This is a genomic window from Herbaspirillum sp. Her2, assembly GCF_057961375.1.
Genome location: NZ_CM176331.1, coordinates 2,902,851 through 2,922,537 on the forward strand (window position 1 = coordinate 2,902,851; position 19,687 = coordinate 2,922,537).

The following is a 19,687-nucleotide window of genomic DNA, read 5'->3' on the forward strand; positions in this document are numbered from 1 at the left end:
GGGCAGGTTTAAGGGGGGCTGCGTGACGCGCGATGCTTCTTGCTTTAACGGCTCGTGTGAATAGTTAATTTTGAAAGATGCTTTTATGGCAACAGGTACTGTCAAGTGGTTCAATGATTCCAAAGGCTTTGGCTTTATCACTCCGGATGACGGCGGCGAAGATCTGTTCGCTCACTTCTCCGCAATCCAGATGAACGGCTTCAAGACCCTCAAAGAAGGTCAAAAAGTCCAGTTTGACGTTACGCAAGGCCCCAAAGGCAAGCAAGCTTCGAACATCCAGAACGCCGCTTAAACCCCGGTTTCTCTAAAAGCCCCGCTCTTGCGGGGCTTTTTTCATTGGGGCGCCGCCATTACTGCGCCCGCAATGACTACGTAACCGAAATGCAAACAGCCAGGTAGATGCCTGGCTGAGTGTTGTTTTTTCATCATTTATTTGCAGCAAATCACGCTGCAGAAGCAGTCCGTCCGGCTTACATGTTTTCGATCAGCGCTTCACCGAAACCGGAGCAGGAAACCTGCGTCGCCCCTTCCAGCAAACGCGCGAAATCATAGGTCACGCGCTTGGCCGAGACTGACTTCTGCATGGCCGTGATGATGAGATCCGCGGCCTCGATCCAGCCCATGTGGCGCAGCATCATTTCTGCCGAAAGAATGCTGGAACCGGGGTTCACATAATCCTTGCCGGCATACTTCGGCGCGGTGCCGTGGGTGGCTTCGAACACGGCCACCGAATCGGACATGTTGGCGCCCGGAGCAATGCCGATACCGCCGACCTGAGCCGCCACGGCGTCCGAAATGTAGTCGCCGTTCAGGTTCATGGTGGCGATGACGCTGTATTCCGCCGGGCGCATCAGCACCTGCTGGAAGAAGGCATCGGTGATGGCATCCTTGATGACGATCTGGCGGCCGGTCTTGGGGTTCTTCAGGCGCATCCACGGGCCGTCGTCGATCAGTTCGGCCCCGAATTCGCGGCCGGCCAGCGCATAACCCCAGTCACGGAAAGCACCCTCGGTGTACTTCATGATGTTGCCCTTGTGGACCAGCGTCACCGAAGGCTTGTCGTGGTCGATGGCGTACTGGATGGCCTTGCGCACCAGTCGCTCGGTACCTTCGCGCGAGACCGGCTTGATGCCCAGCGCCGAGGTCTCAGGGAAGCGCAGCTTCTTGACCCCCATCTCGCGCGTGAGCAGCTCGATCAGTTTCTTCACTTCCGGGGTACCGGCCTGCCATTCAATACCGGCGTAGATGTCTTCGGAGTTCTCGCGGAAGATCACCATGTCCGTCTTCTCGGGCTCCTTCAGCGGCGAGGGCACGCCTTTGAAATAGCGCACCGGACGCAGGCAGACATAGAGGTCCAGCTGCTGGCGCATGGTCACGTTCAAGGAACGAATGCCGCCCCCGACCGGCGTGGACAGCGGCCCCTTGATCGAGACCAGATACTCCTTGAGCACGTCCAGTGTCTCCTCGGGCAGCCAGGTATCGGCACCGTAGAGCTTGGTCGACTTCTCGCCCGCATAGATTTCCATCCAGTGGATCTTGCGCGCACCGCCGTAGGCCTTCTCCACCGCGGCATCGACCACCTTGAGCATCACCGGCGTGACGTCCACGCCCACGCCATCGCCCATGATGAAAGGAATGATGGGGTTGTTGGGGACATTGAGAGTGTCATCGGCATTGGCGGTGATCTTGCACCCTTCTGCAGGCACTTGGATATGTTGGTACGACATCGTGGTCTCCGACGGTTGAGGCGGTAGCGTTGGGAAGCATCAGCGGCAAAGCCCATGCACATCGGCAAGGACCTTGCATGAATTGCCATACAAGCGGGGAATTTTAAGAGATTTCCGGATTTTCAGCCGGAAAAATTCCGGATTGCAATCAGCAGGTCTTATATAAGACACATGACTTACCTGATTGATTATGCATCAGGATTTTACGCAAGGCCATCTTTTTGCGACACTAGCGCATGCCTTTGATCCTCTTCAACAAACCCTTCGGCGTGATGAGCCAGTTCTCCGCCCATCCCGAGCGCCAGACGCTGGCCGATTACCTCGACCTTCCCGACATCTACCCTGCGGGCCGGCTCGATGCCGACAGTGAAGGCCTGCTGCTGCTCACCGATGACGGCAAGCTGCAGCACGCCATCGCCCATCCGCGCCGCAAGCAGCCCAAGACCTACCTGGCACAGGTAGAAGGCCTGGCCACGCCGGACGCGCTGCAACGCCTGCGCAATCCGCTGGACCTGGGCGACTTCGTCACCCAACCAGGGGAGGCCCGTTTGATCCAGGAGCCGGCCTGGATGTGGCCGCGCACCCCGCCCATCCGCCAGCGTGCCAACCAGCCCACCAGCTGGATCGCCCTGACCATCAGCGAAGGCAAGAACCGCCAGGTGCGCCGCATGACGGCAGCCGTGGGCCTGCCGACGCTGCGACTGGTGCGCATTGCCATCGGCCCGTTCTCGCTGGCGACCCATCCTGTGATGCCCGGCGAATGGCGCGAAGTCGATCCACGGGAGCTCGATGCCTGAGCGCTGCGTGAACAATCTGACAAGGTTTGAAGCACTCAGGGCTGCACACTTCTTCCCGAAACCTCATAAAAAAGATCCGAAATGGTGTCAACCTTCATACGCGCGCGCCGTTATTGGCAGTGATTCGCACGAATCATCGTTTGCCTCACATCCCTAACATGTTGAATTGAAGGACGCAAAATGAAAAAATTGATCGCCGCTCTGATCGCTGGTCTGTTCGCCACTGCTGCTTTCGCACAAGCTCCGGCCGCTCCGGAAGCGCCGAAGGCTGAAGCCGCTGCTCCGAAGGCAAAGAAGGCCAAGAAGGCAAAGAAGGCCAAAAAGGCAAAGAAGGCAGCTGAAGCTAAGTAATTAGCGTCCGCACTCAAAAAAGGCAGGCTGGTCCTGCCTTTTTTCATGTCCGCGCGGTTCAGGCGACGCACCCCGTAGCCATCCACGCCGGCCAGCGCCCCGCTCCCGCTGCACACGCGCGCCCCGCTGCTGCTATCCTGCCCGATCCGAATCCCGATTGATAAAGAACATGCGCAAATCTTCACTTTCCCGACTTTCCCGTTGCTTCATGCACAGCGCCGTCGCCCTGCTGGCTGTCGGCTGCCTGTCCACCGCCGGCGCGCAGACGCCGCAGGTGCGCAAATTCCCGACCACCCAGCTCAATATCGGCATCCACCTGATCAAGGCCGAAGTGGCCCAGACCGAAGCCGAGCGCGAGCAAGGCCTGATGTTCCGCGAGAAGATGGGCGACAACGAGGGCATGCTGTTCCTGTTCGGCCAGCCGGCCGGGGTATGCATGTGGATGAAAAATACGCTGATCCCGCTGTCGGTGGCCTTCATGGACGAAAAAGGCGTCATCATCAACATCGAGGAAATGAAGGAACAGACCCTGGATTCGCACTGTGCCAAGCGCGCGGCGGTCTATGCGCTGGAGATGAACAAGGGCTGGTTCAAGCAGAAGAACATCAAGCCCGGTACCAGGATCGAGGGATTGCCCCAATAAGGCATCCGGGCTGCAGCGTGTGGCTGCGGCCCGTCATCCCGACACCCATGATGGCGACGGCCGTTGAAAAACCGTTGCCAAAATGCAAAAAACCGCTTGAAATCAAGCGGTTTTCTTGTACTGCAGCCTGAAGCGGGCAACGCCGCGCTTCAGTTCAAGCCAGGATGCAATTAAGCAGCCAGGGCCTTCAGGGCAGCAGCCAGGCGGCTCTTGTGGCGAGCGGCCTTGTTCTTGTGAATGATCTTCTTGTCGGCGATGCTGTCGATGGTCGACACGGAAGATTGGAACACGGAGGTTGCTGCAGCCTTGTCGCCGGCGGCGATCGCCTTGCGAACTGCCTTGATTGCGGTGCGCAGGGTCGAGCGCTGGCTCGAGTTGTGAGCGTTTTGCTTGACTGCTTGACGAGCACGCTTACGTGCCTGTGCGGTATTTGCCATGAAAATTATCCTAAATCGAGAGTCGTTTGCGCCGCAAACCCCGAGGACTCGCGATGCCAAATTCTGTAAAGCATCGGATTATAACGAGATTCCCGTGACAAGGCAATCAACTTGTCTGCTTCTGCTGTAAACACGGTGCCATCCGTTGCGATGCCACCGCACTCATCCCGATTTCCGCAAAGAAATTCATGCCTGCCGCCGAACCTGTGGCCAAGGCAGCGAGTCTATTGCGCCGTGCAGCAGGGGGATTGTCTTTTCCTTCATATCGCCTCCGAACCCCCGTGTCCGGGCCTGCCCGCCCCCTGTCGTGCTCCCGCACCAATCCTTGCCATTCCAGCAAAAGCACCGCTGCCCACAGCTATAATGCCGCTCCATGAATCTGCATAAAACCCTCGCCGCCATCTCCGGCATGACGATGCTCTCGCGCATCACCGGGCTGGCCCGGGAAATCCTGTTCGCCCGCGCCTTCGGCGCTTCGGCCTACACCGACGCCTTCAACATCGCCTTCCGCATTCCCAACCTGCTGCGCCGGCTCTTCGCCGAAGGCGCCTTCTCGCAGGCCTTCGTGCCCATCCTGGCTGAATACAAGAACCGCCGCGGCCCCGAGGAAACCAAACACCTGGTGGACCATGTGGCCACGGCACTGATGTGGGTCATGCTGATCACCTGCGTAGCCGGCATCGTTGCCACCCCCTTCGTGGTCTATTTCATCGCCACCGGCCTGCAATACAACCCGGACGCCTTCCATGCCTCGGTGCTGATGACCCGCATCATGTTCCCGTACATCGGCTTCATGGCCTTCGTGGCGCTGGCCGGCGGCATCCTCAATACCTGGAAGGAATTCAAGATCCCGGCAGTCACCTCGGTGCTGCTCAATGTCGCCTTCATCGTGGCCTCGCTCTTCGTGGCCCCCTTCATGGAACAGCCCATTTATGCGATGGCCTTCGCGGTGCTGGTGGGCGGCATCCTGCAGGTGGCGATCCAGGTGCCGGCGCTGATCAAGATCGGCATGCTGCCGCGCCTGTACTGGAATCCCCTGCTGGGCCTGCGCGATGAAGGCGTCAAGCGCGTGCTCAAGAAGATGGGCCCGGCCGTCTTCGCCGTCTCGGCCGCGCAGATCAGCTTGATGATCAACACCAACATCGCCTCGCGCCTGCAACACGGCAGCGTCTCGTGGCTGAGCTATGCCGACCGCCTGATGGAATTCCCGACCGCCCTGCTGGGCGTGGCGCTCGGTACCATCCTGCTGCCCAGCCTGGCCAACGCCCATGCTGCCGACGACATGGATGAATATTCCGCCCTGCTGGACTGGGGCCTGCGCCTGACCTTCATGCTGGCCATGCCCTCGGCCGTGGGCCTGGCCACGCTCTCCGAGCCGCTCACCGCCACCCTGTTCCACTACGGCCGTTTCGATGCGCTCTCGGTGACCATGGTCGGCCATGCGCTGGTGGCCTACGGTGTCGGCCTGATCGGTCTGATCGTGGTGAAGATTCTGGCCCCCGGCTTCTATGCCAAGCAGGATATCCGCACCCCCGTCATCATCGCCATCGGCGTGCTGATCGCCACCCAGCTCATGAACAGCGTCTTCGTGCCCCTGTTTTCGCACGCGGGCCTGGCCTTGTCGATCGGCCTGGGGGCCTGCCTCAATGCCCTGTGTCTTTACATCGGCCTGCGCCGCCGCCAGATCTACGTGCCGCGTCCGGGCTGGGGACTGTTCCTGGTGCGCCTGACCGGCGCGCTGCTGGTGATGGCCGGGGTGGCGCTATGGATTTCCGGCCACTTCGACTGGGTCGCCCTGCGCGCCCATCCGCTGCTGCGCATCGGGGCGCTGATGCTGGTGCTGGCGGTGTGTGCGGTGGCCTATTTCGGCCCGCTGTTCGCGATGGGCTTCCGCCTGCGTGAATTCAAGCGCATCGCGCGCCGCTGATCAGCCTTGCAGGCCGCTTCAGCACAAGCCTGGGGCGGTCTGAAACAAGAAATTTCATTCCCCGCCCGGCAGACCTGACGCAGCGCGCAATATTTTGATAGCATGGGTGACATGACGCTCACCTCCCTCGACTATTTTGCTTCGCTGGTGCGCCAGGACGATTCGATTCCGCTGTTCGAATCTGCCTTGACGCTGGGACAGGATTTTTATCCGGAAATGGATTTTGCCGAGGAAGAGATGGCGCTCGACACGCTGGCGCTCAAGCTCAGGCAGCGCCTGCCCCAGGATGCCTCGCAGATCCAGAAACTGCGCATGCTGAACCATTTCTTCTTCCAGGAAATGGCCTTCGCCGGCAACGTCAACAATTACTACGATCCCGACAACAGCTATATCCACCGCGTGATCTCGACGCGGCGCGGCATTCCGATCTCGCTGGCGGTGGTCTATATCGAACTGGCGCAGCAGATTGGCCTGGAGATGAAGGGAGTTTCCTTCCCCGGCCACTTCCTGATGAAGCTGTCGGTGCAATCCGGTGAAATCGTGCTCGACCCCATGAATGGCGCGAGCCTGTCGCGGCAGGAACTGGAAGAGCGGCTGGAGCCTTATCTGGCCCATCAGCCCGAAGAAGATTTCGGCGATGAACTGCCGCTGGCGGCCTACCTGCGTGCGGCCCATCCGCGTGAGATCCTGGCGCGCATGCTGCGCAACCTCAAGGCCATCTTCATGGAAAGCCAGCGCTGGCAGCAAGTGCTGGATGTGCAGGAGAGACTGGTGATCCTGCTGCCCGAGGAAATCACCGAGAAACGCGACCGTGGGCTGGCCTATGCCAACCTCGGGCAAGCCCAGGCGGCGCTGGAGGATCTGGAAGCCTACCTGGCCCTGCGTCCCCACGCCGAGGACGCGCCCAACCTGCGGGAGATGCTGCCCGACCTGCGCGAAGCACTGCGCAAGCCGAGCTGACCGGGGGCGTCCCGGTCGTCCGGACTTACTGCTTCCCTTCGATTTCTTCCCAACGCTCCAGACTCACCAGCAGTTCTTCGTCGATCTCGGCGAAGCGCTGGTTCAGCTTGACGGCTTCATCCGCCCCCTTCTTGTACAGATCCGGATCGGCCAGTTTCGCCGACAGCTCCTTCTGTTCCGCTTCCAGCGCGGCGATGCGCTTGGGCAGTTCTTCCAGCTCGCGCTGTTCCTTGTAGCTCAGCTTCTTCTTGGCCGGTGCGGGGGCGGCGGCAGGAGCGGCCATGGTGGACTCGGCCTTGACCTCGTTCTTGTCGGCCGCCTTGGCAGCAGCCTTGGCCCCTGCCGATGTCTGCGCCGGGCGCTGGCGCTCCCAATCGGAATAACCGCCCACGTATTCACGCCAGACGCCATTGCCTTCGGAGGCGATCACCTGCGTGACCACGTTGTCCAGGAACATGCGGTCGTGGCTGACCAGGAAGACGGTGCCTTCATATTCCTCCAGCAATTCTTCCAGCAGTTCGAGCGTATCGATATCGAGGTCGTTGGTCGGCTCGTCCAGCACCAGCACGTTGGCCGGCTTGGCGAACAGGCGCGCCAGCAACAGGCGGTTGCGCTCGCCACCGGAGAGCGTGCGCACCGGCGAACGGGCGCGTTCCGGCGCGAACAGGAAGTCCGACAGATAGGTCATCACATGCTTGCGCTGACCGTTGACTTCCACCCAGTCGCTGCCCGGCGCGATGGTATCGGCCAGGGTCGTTTCTTCATTCAGCTGCGCGCGCATCTGATCGAAATACGCGACCTGCATCTTGGTACCCTGCTTGACGGTACCGCTGTCCGGGGCTTCTTCACCCAGAATCAGCTTGAGCAGAGTGGTCTTGCCGGCGCCGTTCTGACCGATCAGGCCGACCTTGTCGCCGCGCATGAGGATGCTGCTGAAGTCGCGCACGATGGCCTTGGGGCCGTAGGCCTTGTTGACGTTTTCCAGCTCCGCCACGATCTTGCCGGAACGTTCACCGGTGCCCACTTCCAGCTTCACCTGCCCCTGCCGCTCGCGGCGCTCGCTGCGCTGCACGCGCAGGGCTTCCAGACGGCGCACGCGGCCTTCGTCGCGGGTGCGGCGGGCCTGCACGCCCTTGCGGATCCACACTTCTTCCTGTGCCAGGAATTTGTCGAACTTGGCGTTTTCCACTTCTTCATTGGCCAGCAGCTCGGCCTTGCGGGCCTGGTAGGTCGTGAAGTTGCCGGGGAAGGAAAGAATCTTGCCGCGATCCAGTTCGATGATGCGCGTGGAGACATTGTCCAGGAAGCTGCGGTCGTGGGTGATGAAGAGGATGCTGCCCTTGAAGTCGCGCAGCAGGCCTTCCAGCCACAGGATGGAGCCGAAGTCGAGGTGGTTGGTCGGTTCGTCCAGCAGCAGCACGTCGGGGTTGCCGACCAGGCCGCAGGCCAGCGCCACGCGCTTCTTCATGCCGCCGGAGAGCTCGCCGATGCGGGCGTCGCGGTTCAGGTTCAGCTTGTCCAGGGTGGTCTCGACCTTGTTGCCGATGGACCAGGCGTCGGCCGCATCCAGCACGGTCTGGATCTGGTGCATGCGCTCCAGCAGGGCGTCGTCATTGTCGCCGCCGAACTGGCCGGTGATGGCTTCATATTCGGCCAAGAGCGCCGGCAGCTCGCCCAGGCCCGAGGCCACGGCGTCGAAGACGGTCATCTCTTCCGGGAAATGCGGTTCCTGGTCGACGTAGGCGATCTTCAGGTTCTGCTGCATCACCAAGAGGCCATCATCGAGCTTGGAACGGCCGGCGATGATCTTCAGCAGCGAGGACTTGCCGGTGCCGTTGCGGCCGATCAGGCCGATGCGTTCGCCGGTCTCCAGCGAGAATTCGGCGTGATCCAGGAGGGCAACGTGGCCGAAGGCCAGTTGTGCGTCGGAGAGGGAAATGACTGCCATAGCGTGCGTGATCTGCGTGAATGCGTCGGCCCAAGCCGCGCAGGATGAATGCGAAAGGCGCTTGATGCAGGAAAAAGCGCGAGAGCGGCATTGTACCGACTGCGCCGCACAAATGCTGATTTAAGCGCGCTCTTGCCCCTTTCGATGGGCCGGAACGGCTGCGGCTTGCACTTTGGCAACGGGATTGATGAAAAATAACGACAAAAGCTCGAATTTCCCCGTCATCCGGGAGCCATGTTACAACTGGTTAAGCATTGCCCGTGGCGGGCACGCCGGGCCGGCGGTGCGATGCGGTAAGATAGCGCATTCCGATTCCCGCTCATCCCATGCCTTTTTCCTCTTTGCCGGACCTGCGCCGCCAGCGCGGCTTCCTCAATCCCAACATCGCCAAGTTCATCGGTCTGTCCATCCTCGGTCTCGGCGTCGCCGCTGCCCTGCTGGTGGTGTATGCATTGATCTTCATCAACCCGCGCCTGCCTTCGCTGGACCTGATCACCGACTACCGTCCCAAGGTACCGCTGCGCATCTGGTCCGAGGACAAGGTCCTGCTCGGCGAGTTTGGTGAAGAAAAGCGCAGCCTGGTCAAACTGGAAGATATCCCGGCCGACATGAAGAATGCCGTGCTGGCCATCGAGGACTATCGTTTCTATGAGCACGGCGGCATCGACTGGATCGGCATCGCCCGCGCCCTGGCCACCGACGTGCTGCGCGGCAGTGCCTCGCAGGGGGCCAGCACCATCACCATGCAGGTGGCGCGCAACGTCTTCCTGACCAAGGAAAAAACCTTCTCCCGCAAGCTCTACGAAGTGCTGCTGGCCAACAAGATCGAACATGCCCTGACCAAGGACCAGATCCTGGAGGTCTACATGAATCAGATCTACCTGGGCCAGCGCGCCTTCGGCTTCGCCGCCGCCGCCCGCACCTATTTCGGCAAGGACCTGAAGGATATTTCCCTGGCCGAAGCCGCCATGCTGGCAGGCCTGCCCAAGGCCCCCTCGGCCTACAACCCCATCGTCAACCCCAAGCGCGCGCACATCCGCCAGCAATACATCCTGCAGCGCATGATGGAAGTGGGCTTCATCACCAAGGCGCAATATGAAAAGGCCGCCAAGGAAGAACTGAAGGTCCGCGCACCGGGCAGCCAGTACAGCATCCACGCCGAATACGTGAACGAAATGGTGCGCCAGATGGTGTACGCGCAGTACAAGGAAGACACCTACACCCAGGGCTTCAACGTCTATACCACCGTCAATGCGGCCGACCAGCAGGCGGCCTACCTGGCCGTGCGCAAGGGCGTGATGGATTACGACCGCCGCCACGGCTATCGCGGTCCGGAAGAAACCATCGAACTGCCCGCCAATGCCGAAGACCGCGCCTCGGCCATCGACGACGTCATGGACGACCATCCCGACAACGACGACATCCTGGCCGCCGTGGTGGTGGCCGCCAGCCCCAAGCAGATTGATGCGGTGCTGCGCAGCGGCGACAAGATCAGCATCAAGGGCGAAGCCCTGCGCTTCGTGGCCTCGGCCCTGTCGGAGAAGGCCAAGAAGGAGATCCGCATCGCGCCCGGTGCCCTGATCCGCGTGATGCAGGATGCCAAGCAGAATTGGCAGGTGGTGCAGTTGCCGCAGGTGGAAGCGGCGCTGGTCTCGGTGGTGCCGCAGGATGGCGCCATCCGCGCCCTGGTGGGCGGTTTCGACTTCACCCAGAACAATTTCAACCACGTGACCCAAGCCTGGCGCCAGCCGGGTTCGACCTTCAAACCCTTCATCTATTCGGCTGCATTGGAGAAGGGTTTTGCACCGGCCTCCATCGTCAACGATGCCCCGGTCTCCTATCCGGCCGGCCCCGGCCAGCCGAACTGGGAACCCAAGGATGACGAAACCCCGGCCGGTCCCATCACCGTGCGCACTGCCCTGCAGAAGTCGGTGAACCTGGTGGCGATCCGCACGCTGGACTACATCGGCGTGCCCTATGCCAAGGACTTCATCACCGGCACCTATGGTTTTGATGCCGACAAGGTCCCGCCCTACCTGCCCATGGCGCTGGGTGCAGGCCAGACCAATCCGCTGCAGCTGTCTGCCGCCTACTCGGTGTTTGCCAACGGCGGCTACAAGATCCAGCCCTACCTGATCTCGCAGATCACCGATGCGCGCGGCAAGGTGCTGTCCAAGGCGGAGCCGCTGATCGTGGGCAATGGCGCACCGCGCGTGGTCTCGGAACGCAACAGCTACATGATGACCAGCATGCTCAAGGCCGTGGCCCAGGGCGGCACCGGCGCACGCAGCAACAGCATCGGCCGCACTGACCTGGCCGGCAAGACCGGTACCACCAATGATGCCGTCGACGGCTGGTTCGCCGGTTACCAGCGCACTTTGGCCACCGTGGCCTGGATGGGCTATGACCAGCCCAAGAGCCTGGGCAGCAAGGAATTCGGCGCACAGCTGGCGCTGCCGATCTGGGTGGACTACATGGCCAAGGCCTTGAAGGGGGTGCCGCAGTTCGACCTGCCGGTGCCGGAAGGCATCCGCTTCATCGATGGCGAGCCCTACTACGACAACTTCACGCCCAACAACGGCCTGGTGACCAATGTGGGCGTGACGGTGGTGGATGCGATCTCGAACTTCTTCGGTTGGACACCCAGCCAGACTCCGGCTGCACCGGGCAATGCGCAACCAGCACCGAACGTGCCGGGCACGTCGCAGGGAGCGCCGGCGGCAGCGCCTGGCGGCTCGGCAAACCGGCCTCAGAGCGAGAGCGCAAGACGCTTCCTGGACAATACCAACCAGGGTCATTGAGGCAATGCCAGGCCACTGGCCTGGCAACTTCATTGAGCCAATCGGCAGCACGAAAAAAAACGGGCACTTCCGAAGAAGTGCCCGTTTCCTTTTGTCTGGTGCCCCCGACACGGATCGAACGTGTGACCTATCCCTTCATACCACTATGGCTTTCGCCACCATCAGATACATGAACGTCGTGTAACCGGATGTTTGTAGTCTGGACTATACCTTGGCCATGGACCCTGCCCTGACGGCAAGGTCGGAAGGCCGGAGCCGTCTAGTCTCTACACCTTCCGGCTTCCGAGGGAACCGGCTTGGCTCGGTATTGCCAGCAGCCGCTGCAAACGTGCATGCATGCGCTGTCAGGGTTCACCGACTTTGACTCCATTCAGGCGGCGCCTTTCGGCATCCGCTGCCCAATTTGACTTAGGAGGGGATCGCTCTATCCACTGAGCTACGGGGGCAAACAAGGCCGCTATTGTATCCGCTGCGCCCGGCCTTGCAAAGCCGCAAGCGCGGCGCGCGCATGGACTACAATAGGCCGATGCGCTTGCCCACAACAAATATGAAGAAGCTTGCAGCCGCCGCCCTGGGGACACTGATCGCGGGCGGCGCAGCCATGGCCCAGACGCCCGCGGACAAGCCGCGCGCCATACCGGGCATGGCCGAACGCATGGCCGCCTGCATCGCCTGCCATGGCAAGGAAGGGCGCGCCACGGCCGATGGCTACTATCCGCGCATCGCCGGCAAGCCGGAGGGCTATCTGCTGAACCAGCTGCAGAGTTTCCGGGATGGCCGACGCCGCTATCAGATGATGAATTACCTGCTGGGCCATCTTTCTGACGATTACCTGCAGCAGATCGCCCTCTTCTTCGCCGACCAGCATCCGCCCTATCCGCCCCCGGTGCCGGCCGATGTGAGCGCCACGGTGCTGGAACGCGGACGCCTGCTGGTCAGCCAGGGCAAGCCAGCCCAGGGCATTGCGGCCTGCGCCAGTTGCCACGGTGCCGGGTTGACCGGTGTGCAGCCCGGCATTCCGGGATTGCTGGGCCTGCCGCGCGACTACATCAATGCGCAACTGGGCGCCTGGCGCAATGGCGAACGCACCGCCAAGGCACCCGATTGCATGGGCGAGATCGCCAGGGCATTGAGCCCGGAAGAAATCAATGCCGCCAGCAGCTGGCTGTCCTCCCAGCCGGTCCCGGCCGACTATGCGCCTGAGCGCGTGCTGCCCAAACCTTTGCCGGTAGCCTGCGGCAGCATGCCGGCTTCCTCCGCCAGTGCAGGAGCGGCACGATGAACAAGACCTTGCGCCTGGGCCTGGGAATCCTGCTGGGCAGCGTGCTGGCCGTGGTGGCGCTGACCGGCGGCGTGATCGCCTGGCAAAGCCTGCGCAGTGAAGATCCTGGCGTGGTCGTCCCGGTGACCGACCATCAGGCGCAGCTGACCAGGGGCCAGCACCTGGCGCGCGCCGGCAATTGCATGGCCTGCCACACCGTGCGCGGCGGCGCGGCCTATGCCGGGGGACGCGCCCTGCCGACGCCCTTCGGCACGATCTACACCACCAACATCACACCCGATCGCGCCAACGGCATCGGTGACTGGAGCGCCGACGATTTCTGGCGTGCCCTGCACCACGGGCGCGGACGCGATGGCCGCTTCCTCTTTCCGGCCTTCCCCTACACCAGCTACACCCAGCTCAGCCGCGAAGACAGCGACGCCCTGTTCGCCTGGCTGCGCACGCTGCCCCCCGTCAATCAGCCCAATCGTTCACATGAATTGCGCTTCCCTTACGACCAGCGCCCGCTGCTGGGGCTATGGCGTGCCTTTTTCTTCACACCGGCTGTATACCAGCCTGATCCGGCGCGCTCCGCCCAGTGGAACCGCGGTGCCTATCTGGTGCGCGGCGCTGGCCATTGCAGCGCCTGCCACAGCGCCCGCAACGTGGTGGCGGCCAGCATCGCACCGCTGGATCTGGCCGGCGGCATGATCCCCGCGCTGGACTGGTATGCACCGCCCCTGCATGGTGGCGAACACGGCCTGGGCGGATGGAGCGAAGCCGACATCGCCGCCCTGCTCAGGACCGGCGTCTCGCCGCGCGGAACGTCGCTGGGACCGATGTCGGAAATCGTCGGGCGCAGCCTGCAGTATCTCAACGATGAGGACATCAATGCCATGGCGGTCTACCTGAAGTCGCTGCCGGCCCAGCCCCTGCCCGCTGCCAGCGCCGCCGCGCAGCCGGAGCCCGCCGAGGCGGAACGCATCCTCAAACAGGGCAAGAAGCTCTATGGGGAATTGTGCGTGGACTGCCACGGCGGCAAGGGCCAAGGCAGTGCCCCGGACTATCCGCCGCTGGCCGGCAATCACGCCATTGGCGGACCGCAACCGGTCAATGCCATTCGCGCGGTGCTCAACGGCGGTTTCCCGCCGTCGACGGCCGGCAATCCCTATCCCTTCGGCATGCCGCCCTTCGGCCCGCAACTGAGTGATCAGGAAGTGGCAGCATTGGTCTCCTATGTCCGCAACAGCTGGGGCAACCAGGGAGGATTCGTCTCGGCTTCGGAGGTGAACCGGTATCGCAGCGTGCCGCTGGACTGAGCAGACGCAAAAAAGGCGATCCGGGGATCGCCTTTTCATTCATCGCGCTGCCAGCGGATAGCTCACCTCACTGCTCGGCGCTCAGCTTGTACCCCATCCCGCGCACCGTCTGCACGTAATGCGCCAGATCGCCCAGCGACTTGCGCAGCCGCATGATGTGCACATCCACCGTGCGTTCCTCGATGAAGGTGTGGTCACCCCAGACCTTGTCCAGCAACTGGGCACGCGAGAAGATGCGTTCCGGATGCGCCACCAGATAGCGCAGCAGCTTGAATTCGGCCTGGTCCAGCGCCACCGCCCGGCCCGCCACCGCCACCTGGCGGCGTTCGACGTCAATGCTGATGTCGCGGTATTTGAGCGCCTGGCTGCCGATCTCCGGCGCCTTTCGGCGCAACAGGGCCTGCACGCGCGCCACCAGTTCCTTGGGAGAGAACGGCTTGGTCACGTAATCATCCGCACCTTCGTTCAAGCCCTTGACCTTGTCTTCTTCCATGCCCTTGGCGGTGAGCATGATGACCGGCAGCGCCGCCGTGCGCTGGTCGCGCCGCAGCTCCGAGAGCAGCACCAGGCCGGAGCTGTCGGGCAGCATCCAGTCCAGCAGCACGACATGAGGCAGCGACTCGGCAATCAGCTTGCGGGCCTGGGCCACGTCGGTGGCGATGGTGGTGGCAAAGCCCGCGCCCTGCATCGTGAAGCGCAACAGCTCCGCGATGCTGGGTTCGTCTTCGACCATCAGGATATGAGGGAGCTCTTTTGACATCGTCCTTGGATCCGCAACAACTGACTCAGAGCACCTTGGCTGCGATACGCTGGGCCATGCTGCGCGCCAGCTCGGCTTCCTGCGCCTCCACCATCACGCGGATCAGCGGCTCGGTGCCGGACGGACGCAGCAGCACGCGGCCGCGCTCGCCCAGTTCTTCTTCCACGGCAGCCTGTTCGGCTTGCAGGGCGGTGTTGGACTTCCAGTCGTAGCCGGCAGGAATCTTCACATTGATCAGCGATTGCGGATACAGGGTGATGTCGCCGGTCATCTGCGCCAGGGTCTGGCCGGCGCGCTTCAAGGCGCACAGTACCTGCAGGGCCGAAACAATGCCATCGCCGGTGGTGTGCTTGTCCAGTGCCAGCAGGTGGCCGGAGCCTTCGCCGCCGAGCAGCCAGCCCTTTTCCTGCAGCACTTCCAGCACGTAGCGGTCGCCCACCTTGGCACGTGCGAAGGGCACGCCCATCTTCTTGAAGGCCACTTCCAGGGCCATGTTGGTCATGAGGGTACCGACTGCGCCATCGACCGCGCCGCTGCTCAGGCGGTCCTTGACCATCAGGTAAAGCAGTTCATCACCGTTGTAGATGCGGCCGCTGCCATCGACCATGATGAGACGGTCGGCATCGCCATCGAGTGCAATGCCGAGGTCGGCCCGGTATTCACGCACCGAGGCCACCAGCGATTTAGGCGCGGTGGCACCACAATCCTCGTTGATGTTCAGGCCATCGGGCTGGTTGCCGATGGTGATGACTTCCGCGCCCAGCTCATGGAATACGTGCGGCGCGATGTTGTAGGCCGCGCCGTTGGCACAGTCCACCACCAGGCGCATGCCGCGCAGGTCCATGGCACTGGGGAAGGTGCTCTTGCAGAATTCGATGTAGCGGCCGGCCGCATCCGACAGGCGGCGCGCCTTGCCCAGCTTCTCGGAGGGGACGCACTCCATGGGCTGCTCCAGCGCCGCTTCGATATCCGCCTCGACCTGGTCGGGCAGTTTGTTGCCCTTGGCCGAGAAGAACTTGATGCCGTTGTCGTGATAGGGATTGTGCGAGGCCGAGATCACCACACCGGCCGAGAGACGCTGGGCGCGGGTCAGGTAGGCCACGGCCGGGGTCGGCAGCGGGCCGGCCAGCCAGACGTCCACGCCGGCAGCGGCGAAGCCGGCTTCCAGCGCGGCTTCCAGCATGTAGCCGGAGATCCGGGTGTCCTTGCCGATCAGCACCGTGGGACGGGCCACGCCATCCTTGGACTTGGCCAGGACCTTGCCGGCCGCATAGCCCAGGCGCATGACGAAATCCGGTGTGATCGGGGCCACGCCCACGCGACCGCGCACGCCATCGGTGCCGAAGTATTTTCCTGCCATGTTGGTCCCTTATCGCTTAATGCTTAACGCTTCTGCTGATTGATGTCTTGCAGGCCCGGCGAGCGCACCGGCCTGTTTCCCATGAAATCTGTTGTCGTGCTTGAGTTTCGATCACGTTCGCGCACGTAGCGCGGCCTGCATCAAAGGTCGCCGCGTCCTGCCTGCCACATGGCCAGCGCGTCGACCGTCTCGGCCACATCGTGCACGCGGATGATCATCGCCCCCTGCTGCGCCGCCGCCAGCGCCGCACCGATACTGCCGGCCATGCGGCGTTCCAGCGGCTTGCCGGTGACCGCACCGATCATGGACTTGCGCGACATGCCGGCCAGCAGCGGCAGATCCAGCGTGTCGATCAATCGGCGCGTGTTCCTGAGCAAAGCCAGATTATGCTCCACAGTCTTGCCGAAACCAAAACCGGGGTCGATGCAAATCCGTGCACGTCCGATACCGGCCGCCTTCATCAGGCCGACCTGGGTCTGCAGGAATTGCTCGACCTCGGTGACCGCATCTTCATATCGGGGTTCTTGCTGCATGGTCTGGGGCTGGCCTTGCATGTGCATCACGCACAGGCCGGCTTCGCTGTCCTTGACCGCATCGATGGCTCCCTCGGCACGGAAACCGTTGATGTCGTTGATCATGTCCACCTCGGCGACCAGCGCTTCGCGCATGACGGCCGGCTTGTAGGTATCCAGGGAAAGGGGCTTGCCGCAGTCGCGCAGGGCGTAGATCACCGGCATGACGCGCTCCAGCTCTTCCTGCAGCGACAGCGGCGCAATGCCGGGGCGGGTGGACTCGCCACCGATGTCGATGATGTCGACGCCGTCGGCAATCATCTGTTCGGCATGGGTCAGGGCCAGTTCCAGCGAATGATGGCGACCGCCATCGGAAAAGGAATCGGGCGTCACGTTGAGGATGCCCATGACCAGCGGCCGGCGGCCAGGCTGGACCGGCAGGCGGAACCTGCCGCATTTGAGGAAAGCTTGCGTCATCTTGCTGTGGTAGGTGATGCGGATGAATTGCCCGAGGTCGCGGCCCTAAGCATGCTGCGCCGCGCACCATCGCTGTGCGGCAGCATGATACACCGCCGATGGACCGCCTTTACACTTTTGTCCGGCAGGGGCGCCATCGGCTGCACGGTTTTTCATCTGCCAAATTCATTCGCCAAATAAAAAAGGTGAGGATTTCTCCTCACCTTCATCGGGTCTGCGGCTTCAGGCATTCACGCCCTGCGCCTTGCGCTGCACGCCTCAGGCCGGGGCAGTGGCGTTGGGCGAGACGTCGCCGGAGCGGTTGTTGTCCGAGGGCGACTTCTTGGCCGGGACACCATTGCGCGGCGGACGCGGTTCGTCGCCATTCATGATGTCGTTGACCTGATCAGCGTCCAGGGTTTCCCATTCCAGCAGGGCCTTGGCCATGACGTCGACCTTCTCGCGGTTCTCTTCCAGCAGGCGGCGGGCCAGGGCATATTGCTCGTCCAGGATGCTACGGATTTCAGCGTCCACCTTTTGCTGGGTGGCTTCTGAGACGGTCTTGGACGACATGCGGCCGAAGTAGGCATCCTGCTCCGAATCTTCATACACCATGGTGCCCAGGGTCACGGACATGCCATAGCGGGTAACCATGGCGCGGGCCAGCTTGGTGGCGCGCTCGAAGTCGTTGGACGCGCCGGTGGACATCTGGTGCATGAAGATTTCTTCAGCGATACGGCCACCGAAGAGGATCGAGATCTCTTCCAGCATCTTGTCCTTGTACATGTTCACGCGGTCATGTTCCGGCAGCTGCCAGGTCAGGCCGAGGGCATAGCCACGCGGCATGATGGTGACCTTGTGGACCGGATCGGCCTTGGGCAGCAGCTTGGCGACAACCGCGTGGCCGGACTCGTGATAAGCGGTGTTGCGGCGTTCTTCCTCGCGCATCACGGCCGACTTGCGTTCCGGACCCATGACGATCTTGTCCTTGGCATCTTCGAAGTCCTGCATTTCCACCAGGCGCTTGTTGCGGCGCGCAGCGAACAGGGCCGCTTCGTTGACCAGGTTGGCCAGGTCGGCGCCGGAGAAACCGGGGGTGCCACGGGCCAGGATGTCGGCCTTGACGTCAGGGGCGATGGGCACCTTGCGCATGTGGACGTAGAGGATCTGTTCGCGGCCACGGATGTCGGGCAGGCCGACCATCACCTGGCGGTCGAAACGGCCCGGACGCAGCAGCGCCTTGTCCAGCACGTCGGCACGGTTGGTGGCAGCGATCACGATGACGCCGGAGTTGGCTTCGAAGCCGTCCATCTCCACCAGCATCTGGTTCAGGGTCTGTTCGCGTTCGTCGTTGCCGCCGCCCATGCCGGCACCACGATGGCGGCCGACGGCGTCGATTTCGTCGATGAAGATGATGCAGGGAGCGTGCTTCTTGGCGTTCTCGAACATGTCGCGCACCCGGGAGGCACCGACACCGACGAACATTTCCACGAAGTCCGAACCCGAGATGGTGAAGAACGGCACCTTGGCTTCGCCGGCGATGGCGCGGGCCAGCAGGGTCTTGCCGGTACCCGGGGGGCCGACCATCAGCACGCCGTGGGGGATGCGGCCGCCCAGCTTCTGGAACTTGGTCGGGTCACGCAGGAATTCGACCAGCTCCTGGACTTCTTCCTTGGCTTCGTCGCAACCGGCGACATCGGCGAAGGTGACCGAGTTGCTGTTCTCATCCAGCATGCGCGCCTTCGACTTGCCGAAGGAGAACGCGCCGCCCTTGCCGCCGCCTTGCATCTGGCGCATGAAGAAGATCCAGACGCCAATCAACAACAGCATCGGGAACCAGGAAATGAAGATTTGCGACAGGAAGGACTGCTCTTCCGGCTGGCGTACGTCGAACTTCACGCCATTGTTGAGCAGGTCACCGACCAGGCCGCGGTCCAGGATGGTGGTCGCGGTCTTGACCTTGGTGCCGTCCTGGGTGGTGGCGATGATGTTGCGATCCTCGATGGTCGCATCCTTGATGTGTCCGGCCTTGACCTCGGAGATGAAGTCCGAATACGCGATCGGCTTGGCATTGGTCGCCATGCTGCGGCTGTCGAACTGTTTGAACACCATAAACAGCACGAGCGCGATGACTACCCAGATGGCAGCCTTTGAAAACATATTGTTCACTGGAACTCCTCCGACGCCTGCGCGCCACGTTGCCTTTGTATCGTCCGATTTTACCCGGATTCAACCACCCTTACACGGAAAACCACCGTCCGCCCAGCCTCGCCCTGCCCCACTGTGCCATCGCGCAACGCACAAAAAGGCGTCACACCCGGCTGCTGGCGCATTTCTTTGCCATTCCGACATCAGCTTGAAGACTGGCGGGGAAGACATTCTTGCCTGCGATTCAGACAAACTAACGATTTACAGAAATCGATATAAG

At 62.3% G+C, this 19,687-nt stretch carries 16 protein-coding genes; 9 read left to right on the plus strand and 7 right to left on the minus strand.

Annotation, left to right across the window (positions count from 1 at the left end; genetic code table 11):
• Positions 1–85 precede the first annotated feature (85 nt).
• Positions 86–292, plus strand: coding sequence for a transcription antiterminator/RNA stability regulator CspE (cspE, locus tag ACWHXP_RS13210; RefSeq protein ID WP_006463169.1), 207 nt, complete (start codon positions 86–88; stop codon positions 290–292).
• 178 nt (positions 293–470) lie between these two features.
• On the opposite strand, the gene icd is transcribed toward cspE, so the two are convergent.
• Complete coding sequence (icd, locus tag ACWHXP_RS13215; protein ID WP_121038241.1) at positions 471–1,727, minus strand: NADP-dependent isocitrate dehydrogenase; 1,257 nt, start codon at positions 1,725–1,727, stop codon at positions 471–473.
• 236 nt (positions 1,728–1,963) lie between these two features.
• Between icd and ACWHXP_RS13220 the strand changes: the two genes are divergently transcribed.
• From ACWHXP_RS13220 to ACWHXP_RS13230, 3 genes are all read left to right on the plus strand, one after another.
• Positions 1,964–2,524 carry a pseudouridine synthase gene (locus ACWHXP_RS13220; RefSeq protein ID WP_489635792.1) on the plus strand — a complete coding sequence of 187 codons (561 nt, stop codon included), beginning with the start codon at positions 1,964–1,966 and terminating at the stop codon, positions 2,522–2,524.
• 180 nt (positions 2,525–2,704) lie between these two features.
• Positions 2,705–2,875: a hypothetical protein gene (locus ACWHXP_RS13225; protein WP_006463172.1), complete on the plus strand. Its 171-nt coding sequence runs from the start codon at positions 2,705–2,707 to the stop codon at positions 2,873–2,875.
• 169 nt (positions 2,876–3,044) lie between these two features.
• A complete protein-coding gene (locus tag ACWHXP_RS13230) occupies positions 3,045–3,518 on the plus strand; it encodes a DUF192 domain-containing protein (RefSeq protein ID WP_489635791.1) in 474 nt (157 codons plus the stop codon).
• 170 nt (positions 3,519–3,688) lie between these two features.
• On the opposite strand, the gene rpsT is transcribed toward ACWHXP_RS13230, so the two are convergent.
• A complete protein-coding gene (rpsT, locus tag ACWHXP_RS13235) occupies positions 3,689–3,955 on the minus strand; it encodes a 30S ribosomal protein S20 (RefSeq protein ID WP_006463174.1) in 267 nt (88 codons plus the stop codon).
• Between the two features lie 373 nt (positions 3,956–4,328).
• On the opposite strand from rpsT, the gene murJ reads away from it, so the two are divergent.
• Together murJ and ACWHXP_RS13245 are read left to right on the plus strand one after the other, a co-directional pair.
• Positions 4,329–5,882 (plus strand): murein biosynthesis integral membrane protein MurJ, encoded by a 1,554-nt coding sequence (gene murJ / locus ACWHXP_RS13240; protein ID WP_276844142.1) that lies wholly within the window; start codon positions 4,329–4,331, stop codon positions 5,880–5,882.
• 111 nt (positions 5,883–5,993) lie between these two features.
• Positions 5,994–6,842 carry a SirB1 family protein gene (locus ACWHXP_RS13245; protein WP_034340401.1) on the plus strand — a complete coding sequence of 283 codons (849 nt, stop codon included), beginning with the start codon at positions 5,994–5,996 and terminating at the stop codon, positions 6,840–6,842.
• Positions 6,843–6,867: 25 nt separating this feature from the next.
• Here ACWHXP_RS13245 and ACWHXP_RS13250 read toward each other — a convergent pair whose 3' ends face one another.
• Entirely contained in the window at positions 6,868–8,790 is a 1,923-nt protein-coding gene (locus ACWHXP_RS13250; protein WP_489624981.1) for an ATP-binding cassette domain-containing protein, read from the minus strand.
• Positions 8,791–9,116: 326 nt separating this feature from the next.
• On the opposite strand from ACWHXP_RS13250, the gene ACWHXP_RS13255 reads away from it, so the two are divergent.
• From ACWHXP_RS13255 to ACWHXP_RS13265, 3 genes are all read left to right on the plus strand, one after another.
• Positions 9,117–11,591 (plus strand): penicillin-binding protein 1A, encoded by a 2,475-nt coding sequence (locus ACWHXP_RS13255; RefSeq protein ID WP_276844146.1) that lies wholly within the window; start codon positions 9,117–9,119, stop codon positions 11,589–11,591.
• 547 nt (positions 11,592–12,138) lie between these two features.
• Entirely contained in the window at positions 12,139–12,873 is a 735-nt protein-coding gene (locus ACWHXP_RS13260) for a c-type cytochrome (protein WP_489635790.1), read from the plus strand.
• Positions 12,870–14,171 (plus strand): c-type cytochrome, encoded by a 1,302-nt coding sequence (locus tag ACWHXP_RS13265; RefSeq protein WP_489635789.1) that lies wholly within the window; start codon positions 12,870–12,872, stop codon positions 14,169–14,171. Before ACWHXP_RS13260 ends, ACWHXP_RS13265 begins: the two co-directional genes overlap by 4 nt.
• Before the next feature lie 67 nt (positions 14,172–14,238).
• Here the strand turns inward: ACWHXP_RS13265 and ACWHXP_RS13270 are convergent, their stop codons facing one another.
• The 4 genes from ACWHXP_RS13270 to ftsH form a co-directional block, all read right to left on the minus strand.
• The gene (locus ACWHXP_RS13270; RefSeq protein WP_034340383.1) at positions 14,239–14,931 is read right to left on the minus strand and encodes a response regulator; all 693 of its coding nucleotides are present in this window, start codon (positions 14,929–14,931) and stop codon (positions 14,239–14,241) included.
• 25 nt (positions 14,932–14,956) lie between these two features.
• Positions 14,957–16,291, minus strand: a complete 1,335-nt coding sequence (glmM, locus tag ACWHXP_RS13275; protein WP_034340380.1) for a phosphoglucosamine mutase — start codon at positions 16,289–16,291, stop codon at positions 14,957–14,959.
• 140 nt (positions 16,292–16,431) lie between these two features.
• Positions 16,432–17,280 carry a dihydropteroate synthase gene (gene folP / locus ACWHXP_RS13280; protein WP_489635788.1) on the minus strand — a complete coding sequence of 283 codons (849 nt, stop codon included), beginning with the start codon at positions 17,278–17,280 and terminating at the stop codon, positions 16,432–16,434.
• Between the two features lie 258 nt (positions 17,281–17,538).
• A complete protein-coding gene (gene ftsH / locus ACWHXP_RS13285; RefSeq protein WP_034340372.1) occupies positions 17,539–19,428 on the minus strand; it encodes an ATP-dependent zinc metalloprotease FtsH in 1,890 nt (629 codons plus the stop codon).
• Between the last annotated feature and the right edge of the window lie 259 nt (positions 19,429–19,687).

Excerpts from the sequence above, each read along its gene's own strand:
- cspE (WP_006463169.1), top strand. The coding sequence starts at position 86 with ATGGCAACAGGTACTGTCAAGTGGTTCAATGATTCCAAAGGCTTTGGC.
- icd (WP_121038241.1), bottom strand. The coding sequence starts at position 1,727 with ATGTCGTACCAACATATCCAAGTGCCTGCAGAAGGGTGCAAGATCACC.
- ACWHXP_RS13220 (WP_489635792.1), top strand. The coding sequence starts at position 1,964 with ATGCCTTTGATCCTCTTCAACAAACCCTTCGGCGTGATGAGCCAGTTC.
- ACWHXP_RS13225 (WP_006463172.1), top strand. The coding sequence starts at position 2,705 with ATGAAAAAATTGATCGCCGCTCTGATCGCTGGTCTGTTCGCCACTGCT.
- ACWHXP_RS13230 (WP_489635791.1), top strand. The coding sequence starts at position 3,045 with ATGCGCAAATCTTCACTTTCCCGACTTTCCCGTTGCTTCATGCACAGC.
- rpsT (WP_006463174.1), bottom strand. The coding sequence starts at position 3,955 with ATGGCAAATACCGCACAGGCACGTAAGCGTGCTCGTCAAGCAGTCAAG.
- murJ (WP_276844142.1), top strand. The coding sequence starts at position 4,329 with ATGAATCTGCATAAAACCCTCGCCGCCATCTCCGGCATGACGATGCTC.
- ACWHXP_RS13245 (WP_034340401.1), top strand. The coding sequence starts at position 5,994 with ATGACGCTCACCTCCCTCGACTATTTTGCTTCGCTGGTGCGCCAGGAC.
- ACWHXP_RS13250 (WP_489624981.1), bottom strand. The coding sequence starts at position 8,790 with ATGGCAGTCATTTCCCTCTCCGACGCACAACTGGCCTTCGGCCACGTT.
- ACWHXP_RS13255 (WP_276844146.1), top strand. The coding sequence starts at position 9,117 with ATGCCTTTTTCCTCTTTGCCGGACCTGCGCCGCCAGCGCGGCTTCCTC.
- ACWHXP_RS13260 (WP_489635790.1), top strand. The coding sequence starts at position 12,139 with ATGAAGAAGCTTGCAGCCGCCGCCCTGGGGACACTGATCGCGGGCGGC.
- ACWHXP_RS13265 (WP_489635789.1), top strand. The coding sequence starts at position 12,870 with ATGAACAAGACCTTGCGCCTGGGCCTGGGAATCCTGCTGGGCAGCGTG.
- ACWHXP_RS13270 (WP_034340383.1), bottom strand. The coding sequence starts at position 14,931 with ATGTCAAAAGAGCTCCCTCATATCCTGATGGTCGAAGACGAACCCAGC.
- glmM (WP_034340380.1), bottom strand. The coding sequence starts at position 16,291 with ATGGCAGGAAAATACTTCGGCACCGATGGCGTGCGCGGTCGCGTGGGC.
- folP (WP_489635788.1), bottom strand. The coding sequence starts at position 17,280 with ATGACGCAAGCTTTCCTCAAATGCGGCAGGTTCCGCCTGCCGGTCCAG.